The sequence below is a fragment of the Clostridiales bacterium FE2011 genome (assembly GCA_017569305.1).
In the GTDB taxonomy this organism is placed as follows: Bacteria; Bacillota; Clostridia; order Christensenellales; family Aristaeellaceae; genus Aristaeella.
The window spans coordinates 2441452-2461718 of record CP069418.1 but is presented as its reverse complement, the minus strand read 5'-3'; the positions used below and the strand labels follow the sequence as shown (position 1 = coordinate 2461718).

At 52.5% G+C, this 20267-nt stretch carries 12 protein-coding genes; all 12 read right to left on the bottom strand.

All coding sequences use genetic code 11. The features are described 5' to 3' along the window. Positions 1-186: 186 nt before the first annotated feature. A complete protein-coding gene (locus JRC49_11080; protein ID QTE70341.1) occupies positions 187-1446 on the bottom strand; it encodes a hypothetical protein in 1260 nt (419 codons plus the stop codon). Beyond that, a complete protein-coding gene (locus JRC49_11075) occupies positions 1439-1942 on the bottom strand; it encodes a sigma-70 family RNA polymerase sigma factor (protein ID QTE70340.1) in 504 nt (167 codons plus the stop codon). The genes JRC49_11080 and JRC49_11075 overlap by 8 nt, the downstream gene beginning before the upstream one ends. Positions 1943-2149: 207 nt before the next feature. Further along, on the bottom strand, positions 2150-3358 hold the full coding sequence (locus JRC49_11070; GenBank protein ID QTE70339.1) for an ABC transporter permease: 1209 nt from the start codon (positions 3356-3358) through the stop codon (positions 2150-2152). Between the two features lie 6 nt (positions 3359-3364). Beyond that, positions 3365-4759: an efflux RND transporter periplasmic adaptor subunit gene (locus tag JRC49_11065; protein ID QTE70338.1), complete on the bottom strand. Its 1395-nt coding sequence runs from the start codon at positions 4757-4759 to the stop codon at positions 3365-3367. Between the two features lie 37 nt (positions 4760-4796). Next, complete coding sequence (locus tag JRC49_11060) at positions 4797-5657, bottom strand: carbohydrate ABC transporter permease (GenBank protein ID QTE70337.1); 861 nt, start codon at positions 5655-5657, stop codon at positions 4797-4799. Between the two features lie 4 nt (positions 5658-5661). Beyond that, complete coding sequence (locus tag JRC49_11055; protein ID QTE70336.1) at positions 5662-6528, bottom strand: sugar ABC transporter permease; 867 nt, start codon at positions 6526-6528, stop codon at positions 5662-5664. A 6-nt stretch (positions 6529-6534) separates the two neighbouring features. Further along, positions 6535-9270, bottom strand: a complete 2736-nt coding sequence (locus JRC49_11050) for a carbohydrate ABC transporter substrate-binding protein (GenBank protein ID QTE70335.1) — start codon at positions 9268-9270, stop codon at positions 6535-6537. Between the two features lie 142 nt (positions 9271-9412). Further along, positions 9413-11848, bottom strand: a complete 2436-nt coding sequence (locus tag JRC49_11045; GenBank protein ID QTE70334.1) for an extracellular solute-binding protein — start codon at positions 11846-11848, stop codon at positions 9413-9415. Then, on the bottom strand, positions 11845-12960 hold the full coding sequence (locus JRC49_11040) for an HlyD family efflux transporter periplasmic adaptor subunit (GenBank protein ID QTE70333.1): 1116 nt from the start codon (positions 12958-12960) through the stop codon (positions 11845-11847). The genes JRC49_11045 and JRC49_11040 overlap by 4 nt, the downstream gene beginning before the upstream one ends. Before the next feature lie 14 nt (positions 12961-12974). Then, entirely contained in the window at positions 12975-14318 is a 1344-nt protein-coding gene (locus tag JRC49_11035) for a leucine-rich repeat domain-containing protein (protein ID QTE70332.1), read from the bottom strand. 731 nt (positions 14319-15049) lie between these two features. Next, positions 15050-17395: an extracellular solute-binding protein gene (locus tag JRC49_11030; protein QTE70331.1), complete on the bottom strand. Its 2346-nt coding sequence runs from the start codon at positions 17393-17395 to the stop codon at positions 15050-15052. Positions 17396-17838: 443 nt separating this feature from the next. Beyond that, positions 17839-20172 carry a carbohydrate ABC transporter substrate-binding protein gene (locus JRC49_11025; GenBank protein QTE70330.1) on the bottom strand — a complete coding sequence of 778 codons (2334 nt, stop codon included), beginning with the start codon at positions 20170-20172 and terminating at the stop codon, positions 17839-17841. Between the last annotated feature and the right edge of the window lie 95 nt (positions 20173-20267).

Here is a 20267-nt window from a genome sequence, read left to right as displayed (position 1 = left end):
CTTCCGTTCTTTTCGGTTTTGCTCTGCTCAGGGTTGTGTTACATCTCTATTATATAGATTGGATACAAAAATTACAAGTCATCCTAAAAATGGGAGAAAATAATAAAGGGAATATGTGACAAAGGGACTGGCTTTCTGTTACATACATAACAGTTAACCCGTCCCTTTGTTTATCATAGCGTCTATTTAGTTTTCTGCCGGCCTCACCGTAAATTCCACCGGCATGAACCGCTCACCGGTCTCCCGGTTGTAGGGCCTGATCATATAATGATCGCCAAAGGCGTCCGCGCTTGCCGTGATGGTCACATGGAATACTGCTCCTGCCCACGGACTGTCCAGTTCTCCGGAACCCGACTCCTCCCCGGCTACACCTCCCGGAACCGCCTTCCCTGTTTCTTTCCCCGCATAAACAAACTCAAACCACAAATTGCTCATTTCTTCCCGTTTCGTATATTTGGTTGTTTGATCCGCGTCGTTCTCTTCCATGACATATATTTCATGTTCCCCAAACTGTGCCTTGTACAATTCGGAATTCGTGACCTTCATATCCATCCGGCACACGATATCCAGCGGCGTGACCGTCAGGGTAACCTTCTCGGCCTTCAAGCCCACATCGGAAAAATCCAATTCCCCATCGCATACATATTCCCGGCTTTCCGTCGGATGAACCTTCAGCGGGATTGTGATCATTTCCTCTTCCCCCGCAGGTTCAAAGCTCCGGCCGCTTTCGTTTTCCTTCACAGCCGCTTTCTGGTACCGGATCCACAGTTCCACTTCCCGCTCCCGCTGATCCGCTTCTTCCGTTTCCCCGGTCAGGACAAGTGTCATGGAACCATCCGGGTTCAGTGTCTCGGTAATGGAACCTCCGATGCATACATATGTTCCGGCTTCTTCGTTGTATGCCCGGATTTCGCCGTCAATCATTGCCACAAAGCCCTCATGGCATTTCCGGGCATATTCCGCCACGGTCATTTCCTCTGTGACAGCTTCATTGTAATAGATCTCTGTAACAGAATCATCCGGCACGTTATAAAAATTGATCGGCAGCGCATGCTCCACAGGAGAAACATTGACGGTAACCTCCATGTACTTCCCGTCATAATAGCTTCCCGTTACCGTGCAGACCGCCTGCCTGCCCTCCTCTGTGATATCCTTATTCTCAATATACTGCTCATAGTCAGGCGGCAGCAGGGTTTCCCCGTTCTCCACCCAGTAGTTCCATAAGTCGTTGATACTCCATCCGCCCAGCATGGCAGCCACCGCCCCGGTAATCAGAACACACAGCAGCGTAATCACCAGGATAACGCCTAATGACAGTTTTTTCACAGGTTTTTCTCCTTCCGCTTTCGCCAGGACTTTTGCCGTGAGCCACGGATCGTCCTGCAGTCCGGAAAGGCGCCTGTCCAGGGATTCGGAGAACTCCGTCCTGTTCAGTTCATTACGCATCGTTCTCCCTCCCTTCCAGCATGTCCTTCAGCCTTTCCCTGCCCCGTTTCAGTCTTCCCGAAACAGACGGCTGGGAAATACCCAGTGCTTCCGCGATCTCGTTCACATTCAGTCCCTGGTAGTAATACAGGAGGATCACTTCGCGCAGCCGGATCGGCAGCCGGATCACGGCGCGGGTCAGTTCATCGTCTTTCTCCTCGAACGGCACCGAAGTCTCCGGGAGCATCTCCGGTGTTACCCGGCGGTTAATAAAGCGGGACCAGCCTGAATGGTTCATTTTGTAACAGGTGTTCATCGCGATCTTCATGATCCAGGTTTTCTCGCTGCTTTCACCCCTGAAGGTATCCAGGCCTTTGTAGACCTTCAGGAAAGTTTCCTGTACAGCATCCTCCGCCTGTGACCGGTCACACAGGTAAAGATAGCAGGTCCGAAGAACCGCGGTCTGGTGCTGCTCCACCAGCCGCTCCAGTTCCGAAGCGTGCGTCCCGTTGCTCAAGTACCGTTCACCTCCTGTACCTTTATAGACCCCTCAGAAGCGGAAAATATAGGATCCCTGAAAAAATATTTTTCAGCTTGATGTGACAAAGGGACAGACCTTCTGTCACATAACCCTTCGGGATAATATAACAGCAATCATCTGTCCCTATAGCAGTTGAAGTATTAATTCTGAATTCTGAATTATGAATTATGAATTTTCCTGCGGTTACTCTTTTTCTTTTTTGACAATGAACCCGGTCAGGGTTTTCTTTGCGGCCCGCAGGAGGATCACGAATGTTCCCCACAGGATCAGGCTGCTCCAGAACTGTACTTCCGCCAGCTCCGGCGTCTTCATGGTGATGGGCTGTGCGGATACATTCACCAGCTGCCAGAATCTGGCGACCCAGGGCTCATATTCACCCAGCGTCTCCGGAACCCATTCCGGGAAGATCTGCATCGGTTTCATGGCAACCACAGCCACCCCGAAGCAAACCGCGATCGTCAGCACAATCAGCAGCACAACCGGCAGCATCTGCAGCGCGGCATAAGGAATCAGCTTCTTGGGGTAGCTGTGCTGCCTTTCCACCCTGATCTTTTCCACCTGAACCCGGATAAAGCCTGTCAGGCGGCGGATCCAGCGCTTCATCAGCCAGATGACCACAATCACCAGAACCAGTACCAGCGGCATCAATGCCCGGAATTTTTCCTGGGACAGGTCGATTGCCGTCCCCTTGCCGCATACGCTCTCCGCGTATTTTTTGAACGCGGGGAACAGATCTCCGGATTTTGCCGGTGCGGACAGGATCAGCAGGTCAGCGTCTGTCAACTGATCCAGCGGAACCCAGGCCGCGAAATTTCCTGTTTCACCAAGCTTTTTGCTGTGCGGGGCCACGCCCGCCACTTCCAGCTTTTTCCCGCCGTAGGTCACCAGCTGGTCAATGGGATCCACGTCCCGGAAAAACTTAAACGCGGTTTCTTCATCCAGCACAACAACCTCGAGCGCCTCTTCCGTGTCGATACTGCCAAGGATCCGGCCCTTCACGACATTCGGATAATAGACCTCATTCCAGTGCGGTCCCAGTGAGTACAGGTAAACGCTCTGCGGGTCTACTCCTTCAACCTCCAGGTTCACGCCTGCCTTCACGCCATGCATCGTCAGCTTTGGGAACAATTCACCCATGTTCTCAGCCGCTTTTTTATACAGGTCATACAGGGGTGTGGCGGAAACTTCAGGCTTCTTTTGGGCCGGTTCTGCGGCAATGGATGAATCATCCTCCGTGGTTTCCGCCGGCAGCATGGTTTCCGTACTGCTCACTGAGGACGGAAGGAAGGCATACTGCAGCACATCCGGTACTGTGGTCAGGCCGATCAGGCCCGCGCCCAGCAGGAGGATTCCCACCAGCAGTAAAAATGAAAACCGGAATTTTCGTTCCATTCCTGCTTACTCCTTACCCTCCTTACCGTCGCGCAACATCACATAAGAACCTTCTGCGATTTCCCTGTCCTCCAGATATATGACAGGACTGCCCCATGTCAGCTCGTTGTTATCCGTTGAAACGGTTTTTTCATTTTCACCCAGCACTTTGAGATTGACTTTTCTCACCTTGTAACGGGTATCCCCGAACAGGGACTGTTCCGCATCTCCCACATAAACATAACTATTCTCGCCTTCACCACGCACCGCCGCTTTATTAACCAGCGTGGAGCTGTCCTTCGCACGGACCGTCGCCTTCATTTTGATTTCTTCGTTGTCCCTCACCATGCGGCTGATGCGGCCGGTCAGGTCCTCCGGTATTTTGACGTCCACATACGGAGAGCCTGTTTTTGTCAGGCCGGTAGCAATCACCTTTGTTTCCACACGCATCCATTCATCGATGGGAACGGAAACCACCGCGCCTTTCTGCACGCTCTTTCTTCTATCTGTCAGTTCTGCGCGCAGCACGGGACCTTTGCCTTCTGGGGTAATCAGGAACAGGTCCGTCTCACCGCCGTTGATCAGGGCGTCCTTCTGGATCTTCACTTCAATCACATAGCCGTCATGGGGGGCGCTAAACTCCGCCACCTGCTTCTGCAGCTGACGGATAGCCATCATCTTGTCTTCGATCTCCGCTTTTTCTTTAATCGTTGCATTCTTTTCCTGCAGCGTGGTCCAGACTGAATCCTCTACGGCATACCGGTCCAGGCTTTTCAGTTTCTTCTGCGCGTCGGTCATCGCGTTTTTAGCCGTCAGCCAGTTATTGTACTCCTCCAGGATCGCCTGGGCCGCTTTCTTGTTGCCCGCGTCCTTGGCAGCCTTGGCAGCCTTTTTGACCGTGGTTTCATTCAGGTCGTTTGTATTGGAAAGCCCCAGGTTCGCCATCAGGTCATGCCGGAGCTCCAGCTCCTGGTCTTCCGCTGTCCTGGCGGCAGTGTAGGCATTCATCCAGGCTTCCTCGTTGCGGCTCAGCCTGATCTCTCCGTGCTTCCGGTCCCAGTTGTCCAGCGTATCCCGGGCTTTGTCATATTTTTCCTGCAGTTCAGCCAGTTTTTTATCCCCGTCGGTTACCACCGCGGCCATCAATCTGGCACCTTTTTTGACCTGCTCACCGGGCGTGACATACAGCCGCTGAACCGTCAGGGTCAGGTCGTCCGGAACCCGGATCGTGATTTCCTCTTCTTCCGGGAAAACCACTTTCCCCATCAGCACGGTTGCGGTCTCCAGTTTGCCGTTTTTTACGTCTGCCTTGGTCACTTTCGCTGTGGTCAGTGACCGGAATGTACCGGAAAACAGCACGCACAGTGCAATCACTGCCGCAAGCACGATCATTCCCCGCAGAGCGAATTTTTTGAGTGTCATATCCTAATCAGACCTTTCCGCCTCTCAGGCTAGCCTCTTATTTCATTTCCGTCAGCTGAATCCCGGCCAGGATATCCTCCTGGAAGAACAGGTAAATCAGCAATGCGGGCAGGATATACAGCGCCGCGCCGGCAAACTCATATCCCTTGGTTCCTGCCATCATCTGGTTAAACCGCGTGGACAGCGGCATCAGCGTTACGCTTTTGCTCAGGTACGTCAGCGGCTGTTCCACCAGGTTCCAGCTCTCCGCGAAGGAAAGCGCCGCCGCCGCGCCCAGCACCGGCCGGCAGACCGGCAGTACAATCCACAGGAAGGAGCGGAACGGGCCGGCTCCATCTATGGAAGACGCTTCCAGCAGTTCATCCGGCAGGGAAATCATAAACTGACGGATGAGGAAGATAAAGAACGGAGCAAAAAGCATCGGCAGGATCACAGCCCACACCGTATCCAGCAGTCCCATGAACCGAAGCGTCAGCACATTCGGCACCATCGTCACCTGGAAGGGCAGAAGCATCAGCATCACAATCATGAAAAACAGTGTTTCCCGTCCGCGGAATTTAAACTTGCTCAGTCCGAATGCCATCGCCGGGACCACAAAGGCCTGCCCCAGCAGAATGGCCACCGCATAGACAACGGAATTGGTAAAGAAACGCAGGATCTCCTCATCCTTTACCAGCACCTGCTCATACTGTCCCAGCGAGATTTTATGGGGTGACAGGTGCAGGTCCATCCATGTTTCTTCGGTTCTCTTTCCCCGTGTGTCCATCAGTCCCTGCATTTCCGGTATGGAAGAGAAGGAATACAGGAAGGTCTGTACCATCGGCAGCAGGATAATCACCGCAAACAGCGTCAGCACAATCCTGGCCAGCCAGATCCGGAAGCCTTTTTGATTACTCATTTTCTCAATCGCCTCCGTTCAGCCGTTTCAGCGCTGACCGCTGGCTCAGGAAGAGCACACCGAAGAGCACGAACACGATCACAGCAAAGATATACGCTGCTGTTGTCACGTTCTGATAACTCAGCTGGTTGTACATATTGCTCATGTAGTTCTGGAGCGTGTACAACAGCGGCTCATTCGGATAGGCGCCGGCAATAAAGTAGACTTCCTTAAAGATCCTGAACGCGTTCACGAAGGACAGGATGCCTACCAGGAAGGCGGAAGGCACCGCCAGCGGCAGGGTAATCCTGAAGGTCTGTTTCATAAAGGAAGCGCCTTCCAGCGTCGCGTATTCATACAGCGACTCCGGAATGGACTGCAGCGCGGACATAAAGATAACCACGCAGAAGCCCAGGTTCTTCCACAGGAACAGCAGGATAACCGGAATACGGGCTTCCGGCCCAACAAGCCAGTCAATCCGTTCAACGCCAAACTGTGCCAGCAGGCGGTTCACCGGTCCCCGGAAATCAAACCAGATCAGCCAGATCAGCAGAATGGCCGAGGACGGCATCAGGTAAGGCAGCAGCACGCTGGACCGGAAGAACCCGCCGGCCGGGCGGATCCGGTGCAGTCCTGCTGCCAGCACAAAGGACAGCAGGAACAGCAGCGGTGCGCAGATCAGGGAAAGTTCCATGGTGTTTTTCAGGCCCATCTGGAACATGGTGTTGTTCCAGACAGAGATGTAGTTCTCAAGCCCTACAAACGCGTTCTGGACTTTACCGTCTGTCACGCTGTACCAGATTCCGCCCACAAACGGGATCCCGTAGAAAATCAGCAATCCCGCCAGTCCCGGCAGCAGGAACGGCCATGCCAGTCGAAATTTCTTATACAAAAGGAATCATTTCCCTTCCATCCGGATCATTTGAATCTTCTGGTCATAGAAGCTGAGAATCTTCTCAATATCCATATTATCACCAGTGTACTCCTTCATCAACTGTTCATCTTGTTCACTGACGGTACTCTGGATCTCCTGCATGAAGTCATGATCCAGTACCCTGCACGCAGGGAGGATTTTCTGGTAGCATTCAATCTTTTCCGGGTTGACCTGCCAGGAATAGTCTTCAAGCTGTTCGAGCTGTTCTTCCCACATCTTCACGTTCTCTTCAGCGTAGGTCTTTTCCTCGCCTTCATCGGCTTTCTCATAATCCTTCTTCGCCTGATCCAGCCATTTTTCATAATTCTTCTTCTGTTCCTCGTAATAGGAATAACGAATAGGCTCTGTCTTATCGGCAAAGAAGGTATACTGTGCCATAATTTCCAGGTTTTCCATTGCCAGCGCCAGGAATTCCTTGGCCTCCTTGGCATGCTCGGAGAACGGGTTTACGCACGCGACGTACATCTGCACCGGCAGGATCGGCTCTTCCCCCTCGGCAAAGCTCAGGACCATGGGAGTTCCGCCGCCCGAGTATTGATCTCCCATCGGAGCTGTCGTATACGTGGTGATGAGGGAAGTGTCGTTATACATATAGCCGCTGCCGTTATCCTCTTCCCGCCAGGACTTCAGGCCCAGTGATTTGAGATCCATATTGTATATACGCTCAATCAGCTTTCTCATCTCAGGCGTATTGAAAACAAGTTCTTCTCCCTTGCTTTCCTTCAGCATCTGGTACTGTTGCATTACATCCTGCATAAAATTGCCAGACAGGGAATCCGCCGCATAGGGATCGTCGGTCAGGGAGATCTCCGTTCCTTCAAGCCGCTCCGGCAGCTTTTCAAACCAGTCAAGGAACTGATCCCAGGTCTTCGGCAGTTCTTCTTCGGTGCCGCCAATCTGCTTCCATGCTTTGTAATTGATGCCGAATGTGTTTCCGTTCAGTGCGATCGGAACGGCGATGATCTTTCCGTCCACCTTCAAAGCGTCCTGGATATAGGGATACATCCGGCTTACGTAGTTGGCAATCTCCGCGTTATCGCTCATGTCCGCCAGGTATCCGCGGTTTTTAAGCGCGTTGAAAACAGTTCCATCATACGGCAGCACATAGATATCCGTTCCGCTGTCCTTGTTCATCATATCCTGCAAGGCAGTGGAAGCGCCGCGCCACTCGAACTGCTGGCGGACAATCACGGAAAGGTCGCCCCGCTTTTCGCTCAGGGTAAACACCGTTTCAGCCATGGTCTCGTTATAGCCGGTATTGTCCTCAACGTGCAGCGCAAGCGTGCCGCGAACCGCCGGATCTGTGTTCCGGAGCAGGATGTTGTTTCTGTTCCAGAGCAGAACAAAGCCATCCCCCATCGGTACGATTGAACAGTCTGTCAGCGGGCAGTCATTGACCGCCACCGCATTGGCAGCGTCCGCCAGCGAAGCTTTCCACAGTTCACCGTTCATCACCATGTACAGTGTATCTGTATCCTGCTCATAGCAGAGGCTTATGTTCTGGGTGCCATTATCAAACTCTGCAATGGTTTCTTCGCTTTCATCGGCCATGCTCTTCTTGATGAGCGTTGTCTTTTCAGTGCTCCAGTCATAATTGGCCACGATCACAGAACCTTCCGGTCCGGCCGTAACTGCGTTGACATAGTCCCCTCCATCCAGAGCGGAACAGCTGCCGGTCTTCAGGTCAACCACGATGATTTTGTCACCGTCCATTCCCCAGATCTGTGTGATCAGCAGATCTCCGGCAACGTCAATCTTATTGAAGTAAAGATAATCGCTGCCACCTGCTTCCGACACCAGTTTTTCATGATCCCACTCCGGGAACTCTGTGTCTTCCTTGATGGCTTCACCGTTTTCAAACCGGACATGCTGAAGCTTGATCCCTTCGATTTGTCTCTCTCCGGTTTCATTATCCCAGTTATTTCCCATCGCGATGCCATAGAGTTCGCCGTTCCAGCCAAACCAGCTTTCGATGCTGTAATAGGGTTCAGACGTGAAATTATACATATCCCCGTCCATGAAGTCCTGCGGAATGTCGTCACTGTTCAGGGTTTCATCCAACCAGTCAATGTCGTCCCAGTTCAGCAGTCCTTCCACAGCCGGCTGTCCTTCGGCAGCCGTTTCAGCTTCGGCAGCCGGTGTTTCTTCGGATTCAGCTTCGGCGTCAGCCGCCGGTTCAACTGTTTCCGGTTCAGCAGCTTCCGGCTTTTCCTTTTCTGCCTTTTCGGCAGCCGGTTCAGCGGCTTCCGGCTCGGCAGCTTCAGCGTTCTCACCGGTCACCTGTTCTTCAGCAGCTGCTGCGTCTTCTTCCTCTTCTGCCTTTTCGGCAGCCGGTTCAGCGGCTTCCGGCTCGGCAGCTTCAGCGTTCTCACCGGTCACCTGTTCTTCAGCAGCCGCTGCGTCTTCTTCCTCTCCATCCCAGGGGCCGTGATGGTATTCTTCAATATAGGTCTTCTCAGGTTCAGACTGCATGTCCGCGTATTTCAGCAGGAATATGCCCGAATCATCCGAACTGATGATGCAGAAGCCATCCCCGCTCCGGTAGACGCTCTGGAAGCTTTCACTGTAGTCATAACTAATAGAGGATGTGTGTTTGAGCGTACGGTCTCCCGGCGATGCGAAAGCTGTAGCGCAGGAGGTCACAAGCAGCGTCAGTGCTGCCAGCCACAGGATCAACTTTTTACCGATCTGGTGTTTCATACTATCTTCCTCCCCTTATTTAACAGGCTTCATCCTGTTGTTTTTTGCCGCAGAAATCCTCTCCCAGGTACACGATTGGGTACTGAAATTTGATTTTCAGTTGTTATATCGAATGTTTTTTACAGCAGCCGCCGGATGATGATCAGTAGTTTCTCTCCATCCGGATCATCTGGACCTTCTGGTCCAGCTTGCCCAGCAGTTCCGCGGGATCCATCTTTGCTCCCTCGTTGCTGTAGAACATTTTATAGAAGTCGTTGTACTGCTCTTCATCATTCCCGTCGCCAAACAAGTCGTTGAAGAAGCTGTAACCCTTCACCCGGTACCAGCTGCAGCGCTGCTGGTACTTCCCGATCTGCTCCGCGCTGATGCTCCAGGCTCTCTTTTCCTGATCCTGCATGTACTCTTCCATGCTCTTGAGTTCCTGTTCCAGCGATTCTTTTTCTTCTTCGTCATCGGCTTTTTCAATCTTTTTCTTCAGCTTGCCGATGTACTCTTCATTCCACTGGCGGTCCTTTTCGTAATAAGGATCCCGGACCGGCTCGGTTTTGTCCGTATAGGCGTCATAGCTGTAATACATCTCCAGCTTGTCCATGGCCACAGCCAGGAATTCCATGGCTTCCTGCGGATGCTCGGAGAAGGGATTCACAAACGCCGCGCAGATCCTTACCGGGATCACCGGATCCTCGTCCTCCGCGAAGCTCAGGAACAGCGGCTCATAATAGTTGTCGCCGTTCATCACAGGAGAAGTATAAAGCTGCAGGAGCGGCCGCTTGTATTCTTCATCTTCGTTATACAGGTAGCCGTCTTCCTCATCCATATCCTCTTCGTCCTGATGCTCGGAAATTTCCAGCGCGTCATAATCCATGTTGTTCAGGCGGCTGACAAGATCGATCATCATGGGTGAAGCGAAGGCGTAACTGTTTTCGCCCTTCTTTTCATTCCAGGCTTCATACTGGTTCAGCATGACCTGCAGAATCTGCGCACGGACATACACCCGGTCATCATAGGTTTCGACCAGCGATACGTCCCTGCCGTCCACGCGTTCCGGAATGGTAGCCACCCAGTCAAAGAACTGATTCCAGGTCTTCGGCAGTTCTTCCTCGGTTCCGCCGATTTCCTTCCAGATGTTCATGTCGATGCCGAGGGTTTCTCCGGTGAAGCCAACGGGAATACCGAGGATTTTGCCATTCTGCATCACGGCGTCCCGGACATAGGGATACAGGCGTTCCACGTTCGCCGCGATCTTCTCGTTCCCGCTCAGATCCGTCAGGTATTCACGGTTGCGCAGCGCGCTGTATTCATTCCCGTCATACTGCATCACGTAGATGTCAATGGTTCCGTCCCGGTTCATCATGGCCTGCAGGATATCGTTCTCGCTGTTCCAGTCCTGCTGGCGGATCACGGAGATGTCACCACGGGTGTTATTCATATCATAGATAGCTTCGCCCAGGGCGTCGCTCCAGCCCCAGTCACGGATCCGCAGCCTGATGCTGCCCCGCTGGGCGGGATCGGTGTTCTTCACCTCAACGCTGTTGTAGGACTGGACCAGTACAAAGCCACCCGGCAGCATAAACATCTTTTCACCGGTGCCCTGGCAGTCGTTCACAGACTCGATCCGTTCCGCGTCAAACTGCGGCACTGCCCACAGTTCTCCGTTGCAGACGTAATACAGGGTATCCTTTTCCGGATCATAGCAGGGAGCAACCCGGCCGTCGGTCAGGCCGGACACTTCCATAAGCTGCTCTTCGCTCCGGCTCTCCAGGTCCAGGCGGTTGATATGAACCGTATTGGTAGAGGTGGCGTCGTCCCATTCCGTATGGGTTACCAGCAGGCTGCCTTCCGGTCCCGCGGCGATCTCACCGCCGAAGTCTTCTCCCAGCTCAATCTCGGTGTAGGTTCCATCCTCCATGTCGAGGACTTCCAGCACCTCTGCTCCGTCGCCGTATACAGCCATCACCAGTTTGTTGTCATACTCAAGGATCTTATCGATCCCCTTCATGTACTGGTAATCATCCTGGTCCACGATCAGGCAGGACAGATCCAGCTCCGGCAGGCCGCTTTCCTCCAGGGTCACCTGGCCGTTTTCCAGCTTTGCATGCTGGACAATCGCTTCCGTCTTGCTGCTTTCACCGTCATAAGTATTCCGGTCCAGCAATGCGTACAGTTCGTTTTTATAGCAGAACCAGCGGTTTACATAGGAGTAGCTGTTTTCTTCGCCGCCTTCGTTCTCGTTATATTCCTCATCGTCCGCGTCGTTTTCGGCTTCCGCGTCGTCCTCTTCGTCTTCATCCTCTCCGCCGCCGTTCAGCAGCCGCTCATCCAGCGTGAAGGCTTCCGGTTCCGCGTTTACATCCGCGTACCGCAGGATCTTATGCTCATTGCCTTCCTGGACCATGACGTAAAGGCCGTTTCCGTTCGGGAATACAGACTCAATATAGAAGTAGATTGACTCATCCGTGTTGGACCGATGCACAAGCACCCGGTCTCCGGTGGAGGCAAAAGCCGGCGCGCAGGCCGTAATACACAGGATCAGGGATAAAAACCAAAGGACCAGTTTCTTGCCGTTGGGGTTCATCATGCTTCAGGTTCCTCCGCAGTAGTTGTTTCTTCGGCCGGGGCTGCCTCATTGAGGTAAATCAGCATGCTCATGCCAAGCCGGATCCTTTCATCCGGTTCGAAAGAGGCATAGGCTTTGTAGACTTTCTTGTCTGTGCCTTCCTTCGGGTCTTCATTCATTCTGGAAATGGAAACAATTTTGCCCGTATACAGTTTCTCCGAGGAGCTGTCCCAGCGCAGTTCCATTTCAACCGGCGCGCCCTCTTCCAGGAGGAACAGGTCCTCTTCAGGCACGTCAAACTCGACCTGGAAACTCTTGGTGGGAGCGATCTTCACCAGGGTGTCGCCCTTGGCGGCGGTATCGCCCGGGTTCTTTTCCACGGATTCGATGACGCCCGTCACGGGGCTCTTGACCGTGTTGTCCGGCGCGTAGTAGCCGTCCAGCACGCCTTCCACGGTTTCAAACAGCAGCTCGCCGCGCTCCACGAAGTCGCCGCTCTTCACGTGCAGTCTCAGCACGCTGCCGGCGCCCTTCACCGGTACGGCCGCGGCGCGTTTCACCGTGCCCTTGCCGATGCGCTTTTCCTTGCTGTACTTCTCATCCCGGTAGACGTAGACTTTCTCGTCCAGGTAGAACTCTCCGCCGGTCACCTCAATGGTATATCCGGTTTCGGACAGCTTGGTGACCATGCCGGTGCCTTCATGGGTGCCGTCCTGGGTGCACTTCAGGTAAACCCGCTCGCCCAGGTGGATGAAGTAGTTGTCGTTGGTGTTGAAAGCCTTCTCACTGGTCGCGTCCACCGTGTACTTGCGGGTGGGCTCGATGTACAGGGAGGCTTCATACCGGGCATTGATATCCTCGGTGTTGTCGCCTTCCGCCACATACAGACCGGTCACGGTGCCTTCCACCGGTGCGTAGTTCAGGGTTGTCTTAATGGTTGCCAGCGTGTCGCCTTCCTGAACCGGGTCGCCTTTGTGCAGCGGCACTTCACCCATCCGTCCGCCAAAAGGCGCGGCAACCGGGATTGTTTCTCCTGCAACCACTTTCCCTTCATAGGAAAGCTCTGTCTCTGCCAGCGCGGTTCCTCCCAGCACCAGCACCAGGGCCATCAATATCGCGAATACCTTTTTCATCCCGTCCACTCCTTTCACTTTGTGGCAAACAGTTGGTCATATGGTTCATCCAGCGCGCCCGCCGGGCCGCTGTATACGCCCGTCATAAAGATTCCTGCGTGCTCGTCCGTGGTCAGCTCGTAGGTCTTTCCTTCAACCTGTACCTGCCAGACGGCCGGGGCGTCTCCGCCGATTCCGATTTCGTATTCGAACCGCCGGTTCGCGGTTCCGCGGCTTCTCATCTCGTCATAGCTCCAGCCGGCGAGGAAGCCTTCCGTTTCCATTACGGCAATCTGGTCTCCGCTGCGGAGCACCAGGTGTTCGATGCCGCTCTTGTTCATCTTCCGGAGCACTTCACCGTTCATGCTCCAGACGTTCTGTTTGCCTTCCTCCGGATTGGCCGCCGTCAGGATCAGGGTGTCGATCTGCTCGTTTCCCTCTTCCTTCTGCCAGTCCATTCCGGTAACCGTGAAGCCTTCGCCGGTTTCACTGTCTGCTGCCCGGTTCAGGGCCAGTGCCAGGGTTTCCCTGCCCAGCGTCAGCTGGTTCATCACGTCATCCTGCTTCTTTTCCAGTTCCTTCAGGTCCAGCAGGTCGTAGTCCGGTCCGATGGGTTCCTTGTTCTTGCTGTGGGGAATCCTCGGTCCGCCGGAGCCGCCGCGGAAGCCTCCGCCACCGCCGCCTCCGCCCGGTTCTTCCGGCTCTCCCGTTTCTTCCGGAGGCGGTGTCTCCGTTTCCGGTTCCGGGGGTTTATGGTCCGGCGTCACTTCAGGCGTGGGCGTCGGAGTCGGCGTGGGCGTCGGAGTGGGCGTGGGCGTCGCGGGTGCGGGGGTGTTTCCTTCATCCGTGGGTGCCGGGGTTGGTGTCGGCGTCGGAGTCGGCGTCGGTGTCGGGGTGACCGCGGCGTCCACGCCTTCAAAGGCGTCCGCCGCCACGGTGCAGCCTTCCGGAATGAATTGCAGATTCAGCTTTTTACAGTTCAGGAAGGCCTTGCTTCCGATTTCCTTCAGCTTTGTCTCGTCATTCAGCACCACCAGCTTCAGCTTTTTACAGTCCGCAAAAGCGTTCGCGCTGATGACTTCCACGGAGTCCGGCAGAACCACGCTCTGTATCTTCTCGTTTCCTTTAAAGGCGTTGGGGCCGATGACCCGCACGCCGTCCGGAACTTTTACGCTGAATGCCTCGCTGTTGCATTTGATCAGCACGCCGTCCTTGATCTCGAATTCCGGCTCATGGACGGGAATCGGCTCACCGATTTCTCCCGCCGGCTCAAGATCCGTAGGCGTTGCCGCGTCCTCCGCCAGCACGGCGCTTCCGGCCAGCAGCATCAGGATGATGAGCATCACCCCGACACACAGCATGCATATGCGTTTACTCATAAACAACTTCCCTCCGTAAAATGCATACCCATTATATATAGACGTTTTAGACCACAGTTTATGACAGATTTTCCGGACGTTTGCATTGTTTTTTCTTTGTATTTTGCATTCCGTGTTCCGTACATCTGTCGGCCTGCGCCTATATATATCCAGCTTTCTCAAATCCTTCTCTTAACCTTTAAATTGTACCATGCCCGTCATTTACCGTCAATGAATTGCACTGTTGTACAGTCATCTTTACGTCCTGTTCCCGTTTTGCGTAATTATTGTTTTACGATAATCATAATATCACTGAATTATCGTTTGTCAATAATTTTTACAAAACTTTCACGCAAAACGAACGGGACAACCCGTTTCACAAGCTGTCCCCTTCCGGGAACGAAGGTGACGATCTGCCCTCGTTCCAGTACCAGAATACCAAACCAACCTTACTTTCACGTGACTTTCACCTTACGTTTTCGTAAGAAAAGGGAACGATGGGGACGGTTCTTTTCGTTCCCTTTTTCCCATTCATCGAAATAAAAGAACAGAGGGAACGATAAGAACCGTCCCCTCCGTTCCCCACATCCTGCGTCAGCAGGATATTTCACATCGGTCGCAGACAGATATTTCACATTGAGCCTTTAGGCTCAATACTTCACATTTGACGAAGTCAAATATTTCATTTTCAAGTTAGGAATTACCTCCTACTTCCTCCCTCCTACCTCCTACCTCCTACTTCCTACCTGATTTCAGTTCCTTTCCATCCTGATCATCCGTACCTTCTGGTCCAGCATGCCCAGCAGTTCTTCCGGACTCATGCTGGCGCTTTCCTTGCTGTAGAACAGCTTCTCGTAGTCGTCTTCCTCTTCCTCTTCATTGCTGCTATTGCCAAACAGCTCATTGATGAAGCTGTATCCTCTGACCTTAAAGTAATTCTGCCACTTCTGGTAGCGTTCCATCTGTTCCGGACTGATCAGCCAACTGTAGCGTTCATTGAGCTCTATGCTTTCTTCCGTGTCCTTGATTCTTTCTTCCAGGGACGCCCGCTCATCCTCTTCTGCTTCGCTCAGCTGTTTTTTCAACGCGTCAAGCGTCTCCTGGTAATTCTTTATATCGCCTTCATAATAGGGGCTGCGTTTGGGTTCCGTTTTATCGGTAAAAGCCGCGGATGCCGCATAGGCATCAATGCTTTCCGCCACGCAGGCCAGGAATTCCATCGCTTCCTGGGGATGCTCGGTAAAAGGATTCATGAACGCAATGCAGATCCGGACCGGCAGAACCGGTTCTTCATCCTCCGAGAAGCTCAGGGCCAGCGGAACGTAATCCGCGTCGCCGTTCACAACAGAGGAAGTATAGGTATCCAGCAGCGGATCACGGTCATAACCGTCATAGAGGTATTCCTCATCTTCCTCTTCTTCCTCGTCCCGTGCCTCCGCAATCTGCAGAGCGTCATAATCCAGGTTGTTCAGTCGCCGGACCAGTTCGCACAGTTCAGGGTTAGCAAAGGCATAGTCGGTTTCTCCCTTTTTCTCCATCCGGATCTCATACTGGTTCAGCAGCAGCTCCAGGATGTCCGCCCGGAAGCAAACCCGGTCAGACATCGGTGCCACGAAAACCTCCGTACCTTCCAGCCGTTCCGGCAGCGTCTCCAGCCAGTCAAAGAACTGGTTCCAGGTCTTCGGCAGTTCCTCCTCGGTTCCGCCGATTCCTTTCCACATATCCATATGGATGCCGAGCGTCTCTCCGCCAAAGCTCACCGGAACGCCGATGATCTTCCCATTCTGTTTCACCGCCTCCTGCAGGTAAGGATACAGGCGGTTGGTGCTCGCCGCAATCTTCTCATTGGAGCTCAGGTCCGGCAGGTAATCCCGGCTGCGCATCGCGCTGAACTCATTGCTGTCGTACTCAAGCAGATACACATCCGTGCTGCTGTCCCGGTTCAGCATCTCCTGCAGGATTTCCGATTTCCTTCTCCAGTCCGACTTCAGGACCACGGAGATGTCCCCCCGTGTATCGTTCATCGTATAAACCGCTTCGTTAGTTGCCGAACTCCAGGAGTTATCCGTAACCCGCAGCGTAACGCTGCCGCGCTGGGCCGGGTCGGTATTCTTGGCCATGACTGTATCGGAAGTCCATATCACCACATAACCGTTCGGCAGCAGGAACATACCGTAGCCGTTGTCCGGGCAGTCATTCACAGCTTCCGTCCGCGTCATGTCAAACTGGGGCACCGCCCACAGTTCGCCGTCTTTGAAGTAATACAGGGTATCCTTTTCCGTGCTGTAGGTCGGGCTGATCCGGGGGAAACTCATACCGGTAAACATGGTAAGCTCCGTTTCACTCTGGTCTGCCAGATCCAGGCGGTTGACCTTGATCGTTATGTTTGAATCATCATCCCATTCATACCGGGTAATCAGAACGCTTCCCTCCGGCCCGGGAGTGATCTCGTTGAAGTCGTCACCCAGTTCCATTTCCGTGCAGGTCCCGTCCTGCAGATCGATCAGCAGCAGTTCCCTCCCGGCATCTCCATATGCGGTCAGGATCAGCTTATCTTTCATAGTGAATAATTTGTCGATGCCCTTCATGTATGCATAATCATCGTCTTCCACGATCAGGCTGGACAAATCCAGCTCCGGCAGGTCGCTTTCCTCCAGGATCACCTGTCCGTTTTCCAGTTTCGCATGCTGGACCAGCAGCTCTGTTTTGCTTTCATCCCCGCTCATCGTAACAGACTCGGACAGCGCATAGAGCTCTTCGCCCCGGACAAACCATTCGCTGACAAAAGTATTGGTCGTGACGTCCTCTTCGTCTTCCGCCACGTCCAGGTTCTTGCTTTCCAGCTCAAACTTTTCCGGTTCCCCATGGATGTCCGCATAGCGTTCAATCGTCGTTACATGGTCTTCGCGGACAATCATATATAGGCCGTTCCCGCAGGGCAGCACACTCTCCACATCCTTCAGCCCATATCCATCTACAGTGGATTGATGCATCAGAATCCGATCCCCCGTTGACGCAAACGCCGGCACACACGCCGTCACGCACAGAATCACGGCCATCAGCCCCAGGATAAACCTTTTGCCAGTCAGTCTCCTCATTCCATTTTCCCCCCCACAGAGTATAATCTGATAATAACCTGCCTATCCAACGAAAACAGACATAGAAACATTCCCAAATGAATGTTTCTATGTGGAATATGATTCACTACTTTTTCCACAACACAGAAGCGGCAAGAGTGTGACTGTGGGGGAGCGAGGGAAGCGGTAGCCCAGTGGGCTATTCTGCGAAGCAGAAAGCGACCCGAACGAGTCATCCGAAACAAGCAGTGCGACCGTTTCAAGGGAGCAATGCGCTGATTGAGGATGCGGATCTGTCACTGTTTTCGGAGAAAATGTGACTGTGGGTCTGTCCCCCTGTCACGGCTCTTGCCGCTATACCCTGCGGCCACAGCCGCACCATTTTTAAGTTTTAAGTCTTAAGTTTTCAGTATTCATTTGGAGGTAGAACCTCCTACCTCCTACTTCCAACCTCCAACCTCTTCTTAGTTCCTTTCCACCCTCATCATCCATACCTTCTGGTCCAGCATTCCCAGCAGTTCTTCCGGACTCATCTTTGCGTTTTCCATATTACGGAATATTTCCTCAAATTCCTCGTATCTCTCCTCATCATTATCTGCTGTAAACAAATCATTGAAAAAAGTATATCCCTGGACCTTATACAAGTTCTGCCACTTTTGATAACGATCAATCATCCGTGAGTTGATTTGCCATAAATTTTGTTCATCCTCTTGCCGGTTTTTCTCCAGGTTTTCAATCGTCTTCTCTATCTCTTCCCTTTCTTCTCCTTTGGCCTTATCTCTGTTAATGATCATTTCTTCAATTATGTCGCTATATATTTTCATGATTTCCTCATAATCAGGATCACGAAGCGGCTCTGTCATATCGGCATAAGCAGTATACGCATCATAAAAATCCAGGTTGTCCGTAGCCAATGCCAGGAACTCAATTGCCTCTTCCTGATGGCTGGAGAAGGGATTTAAAAACGCAACGTGCATTTCCACCGGCAACACCGCTTCCTCTTCTTCCATCAGTCTTAGTGCCATCGGAGTAAACTCGTTCTGGCCGGCCATCAATGTGGATGTTCCAATCTGCAGAAGCGGGGCTTTCATTGCTTCCGGATTTTCATAAGTATCATCTTCTTCCCAATGCCAATGGTCTGAAACACGTAGCGCATCAAAATCTACATCGTTCAATTGCTGTACAAGATCACACATTATAGGATTGGCAAATGCATAATCCTTTTCACCTTTGCGTTCCATCAGCACCTCATACTGATTCATCAACATATGCAGGATTTCTCCACGGAAATATGCCCGGTCAGTCCCTCCAATAAACGAGGCATCCTTGCCTTCTAGCCGTTTAGGCAGCGTCTTAATCCAGTCAAAGAACTGGTTCCAGGTCTTCGGCAGCTCTTCTTCTGTTCCGCCAATCTGTTTCCACAGTTCCTTGTTAATCCCTATCGTTCTTCCGCTGAAATACACAGGAACTCCTATGATTTTTCCATTCTGCTTCATTGCGTCCTGTAGATAGGGATACATACGGTTTGTATTTGCAACGATCTTTTCATTCCCACTTAGATCCGGCAGATAATCCCGGCTACGCAGCGTACTGAATTCGTTGCTGTCATAATGAAGCATATAGATATCGATACTTGCGTCCTGCGTCAGCATAGCCTGCAGGATGTCCATCTTCACCTCATCGATGTCCTGCAATACCACAGAAACGTCACCGCGTACATTGTTCATATCATAGACGGTTTCGGACATTACGTTTGTGCCCCAGCCATCATTCCGGATCCTCAGGGTAACGTTGCCACGTTGCGCAGGATCGGTATTCTTAATCATGACCGAATCGGTAGTTTTCATCAGGATAAAGCCGCCCGGCAGCATATATGCTGCTTCACCTGCACGGGAGCAACTGTTCACAGTCTCCATCCGAGTTGAATCAAACCGCGGCATCGCACACAATTCTCCGTTGCGGACAAAATACAGCGTGTCTTTCTCCGGGTCATAGCAGGGCATAATCATCCCGTCCACACATCCGGGGATTTCCGCAAGCTGTTTTTCATTCCGTCCGTCCATATCAATGCTGCTGATCCGGATCGTTGCGGTATTATCGCTTCCGTTCCATTCAGCCTTTGTCATCAGCAGGGTTCCTTCCGGTCCCGGCACGATTTCACCGCATTCATCCGGTTCTATTTCTGTGCAGTATCCGTCCCGGAGGCTGATCGCTTCCAGCGTTTCAATCCATTCTTCGCCCTGGATGATCACCAGTTTGTCGTCCGCCACGAACAGATTCATGATATTCTGCACATACTGATTGTCGTCTTCTCCTTTGACCAGGCTGGTCAGGTCCAGCTCGGGCAGATCTGCGTTTTCAAGGATAACCTGATCCCCCTCCAACCTGGCCTTCCGGACAAGAAATTCTGTATAGCCGGAATCTTCACTGAATTGCGATTTCTCAATGATTGCATAGATACCATCATTCCATCCAAACCAGTTATTCACATACATGGCAGACATATCCTGTTCTGCTTCTTCTGAAAGAGCACTGTCTTTCCATATAAATGTTTCAGGTTCCGCGCTGATATCCGCATATCTCAGAATATCCTGCCCTTTTCCCTTCTGCATAACGATAATGAACCCATCTCCATACGGGAACAGGTTCAGGATCTTTTCGTCATCATTTCCATTCTGTTCAGAACTGTAAAACAGCACCCGGTCCCCGGTGGACGCGAATGCCGGCGCACATGCCGTCACGCACAGAATCAGCGCCATGAGCCCCAGGATAAACCTTTTGCCGCTCAGGTTCCTCATTTTCAATTCCTCCGCAGAGTTTTTTCTGCCTATCCAACGAAAACAGACATAGAAACCTTCCCTGTCGTCCGGACTCACTTAAATACTGAAAAACA

Bases quoted from the DNA above. Each gene is read 5' to 3' on its own strand.
- JRC49_11065 (QTE70338.1), bottom strand. From the start codon at position 4,759: ATGACACTCAAAAAATTCGCTCTGCGGGGAATGATCGTGCTTGCGGCA.
- JRC49_11045 (QTE70334.1), bottom strand. From the start codon at position 11,848: ATGATGAACCCCAACGGCAAGAAACTGGTCCTTTGGTTTTTATCCCTG.
- JRC49_11070 (QTE70339.1), bottom strand. From the start codon at position 3,358: ATGGAACGAAAATTCCGGTTTTCATTTTTACTGCTGGTGGGAATCCTC.
- JRC49_11030 (QTE70331.1), bottom strand. From the start codon at position 17,395: ATGAGGAGACTGACTGGCAAAAGGTTTATCCTGGGGCTGATGGCCGTG.
- JRC49_11025 (QTE70330.1), bottom strand. From the start codon at position 20,172: ATGAGGAACCTGAGCGGCAAAAGGTTTATCCTGGGGCTCATGGCGCTG.
- JRC49_11050 (QTE70335.1), bottom strand. From the start codon at position 9,270: ATGAAACACCAGATCGGTAAAAAGTTGATCCTGTGGCTGGCAGCACTG.
- JRC49_11080 (QTE70341.1), bottom strand. From the start codon at position 1,446: ATGCGTAATGAACTGAACAGGACGGAGTTCTCCGAATCCCTGGACAGG.
- JRC49_11035 (QTE70332.1), bottom strand. From the start codon at position 14,318: ATGAGTAAACGCATATGCATGCTGTGTGTCGGGGTGATGCTCATCATC.
- JRC49_11040 (QTE70333.1), bottom strand. From the start codon at position 12,960: ATGAAAAAGGTATTCGCGATATTGATGGCCCTGGTGCTGGTGCTGGGA.
- JRC49_11060 (QTE70337.1), bottom strand. From the start codon at position 5,657: ATGAGTAATCAAAAAGGCTTCCGGATCTGGCTGGCCAGGATTGTGCTG.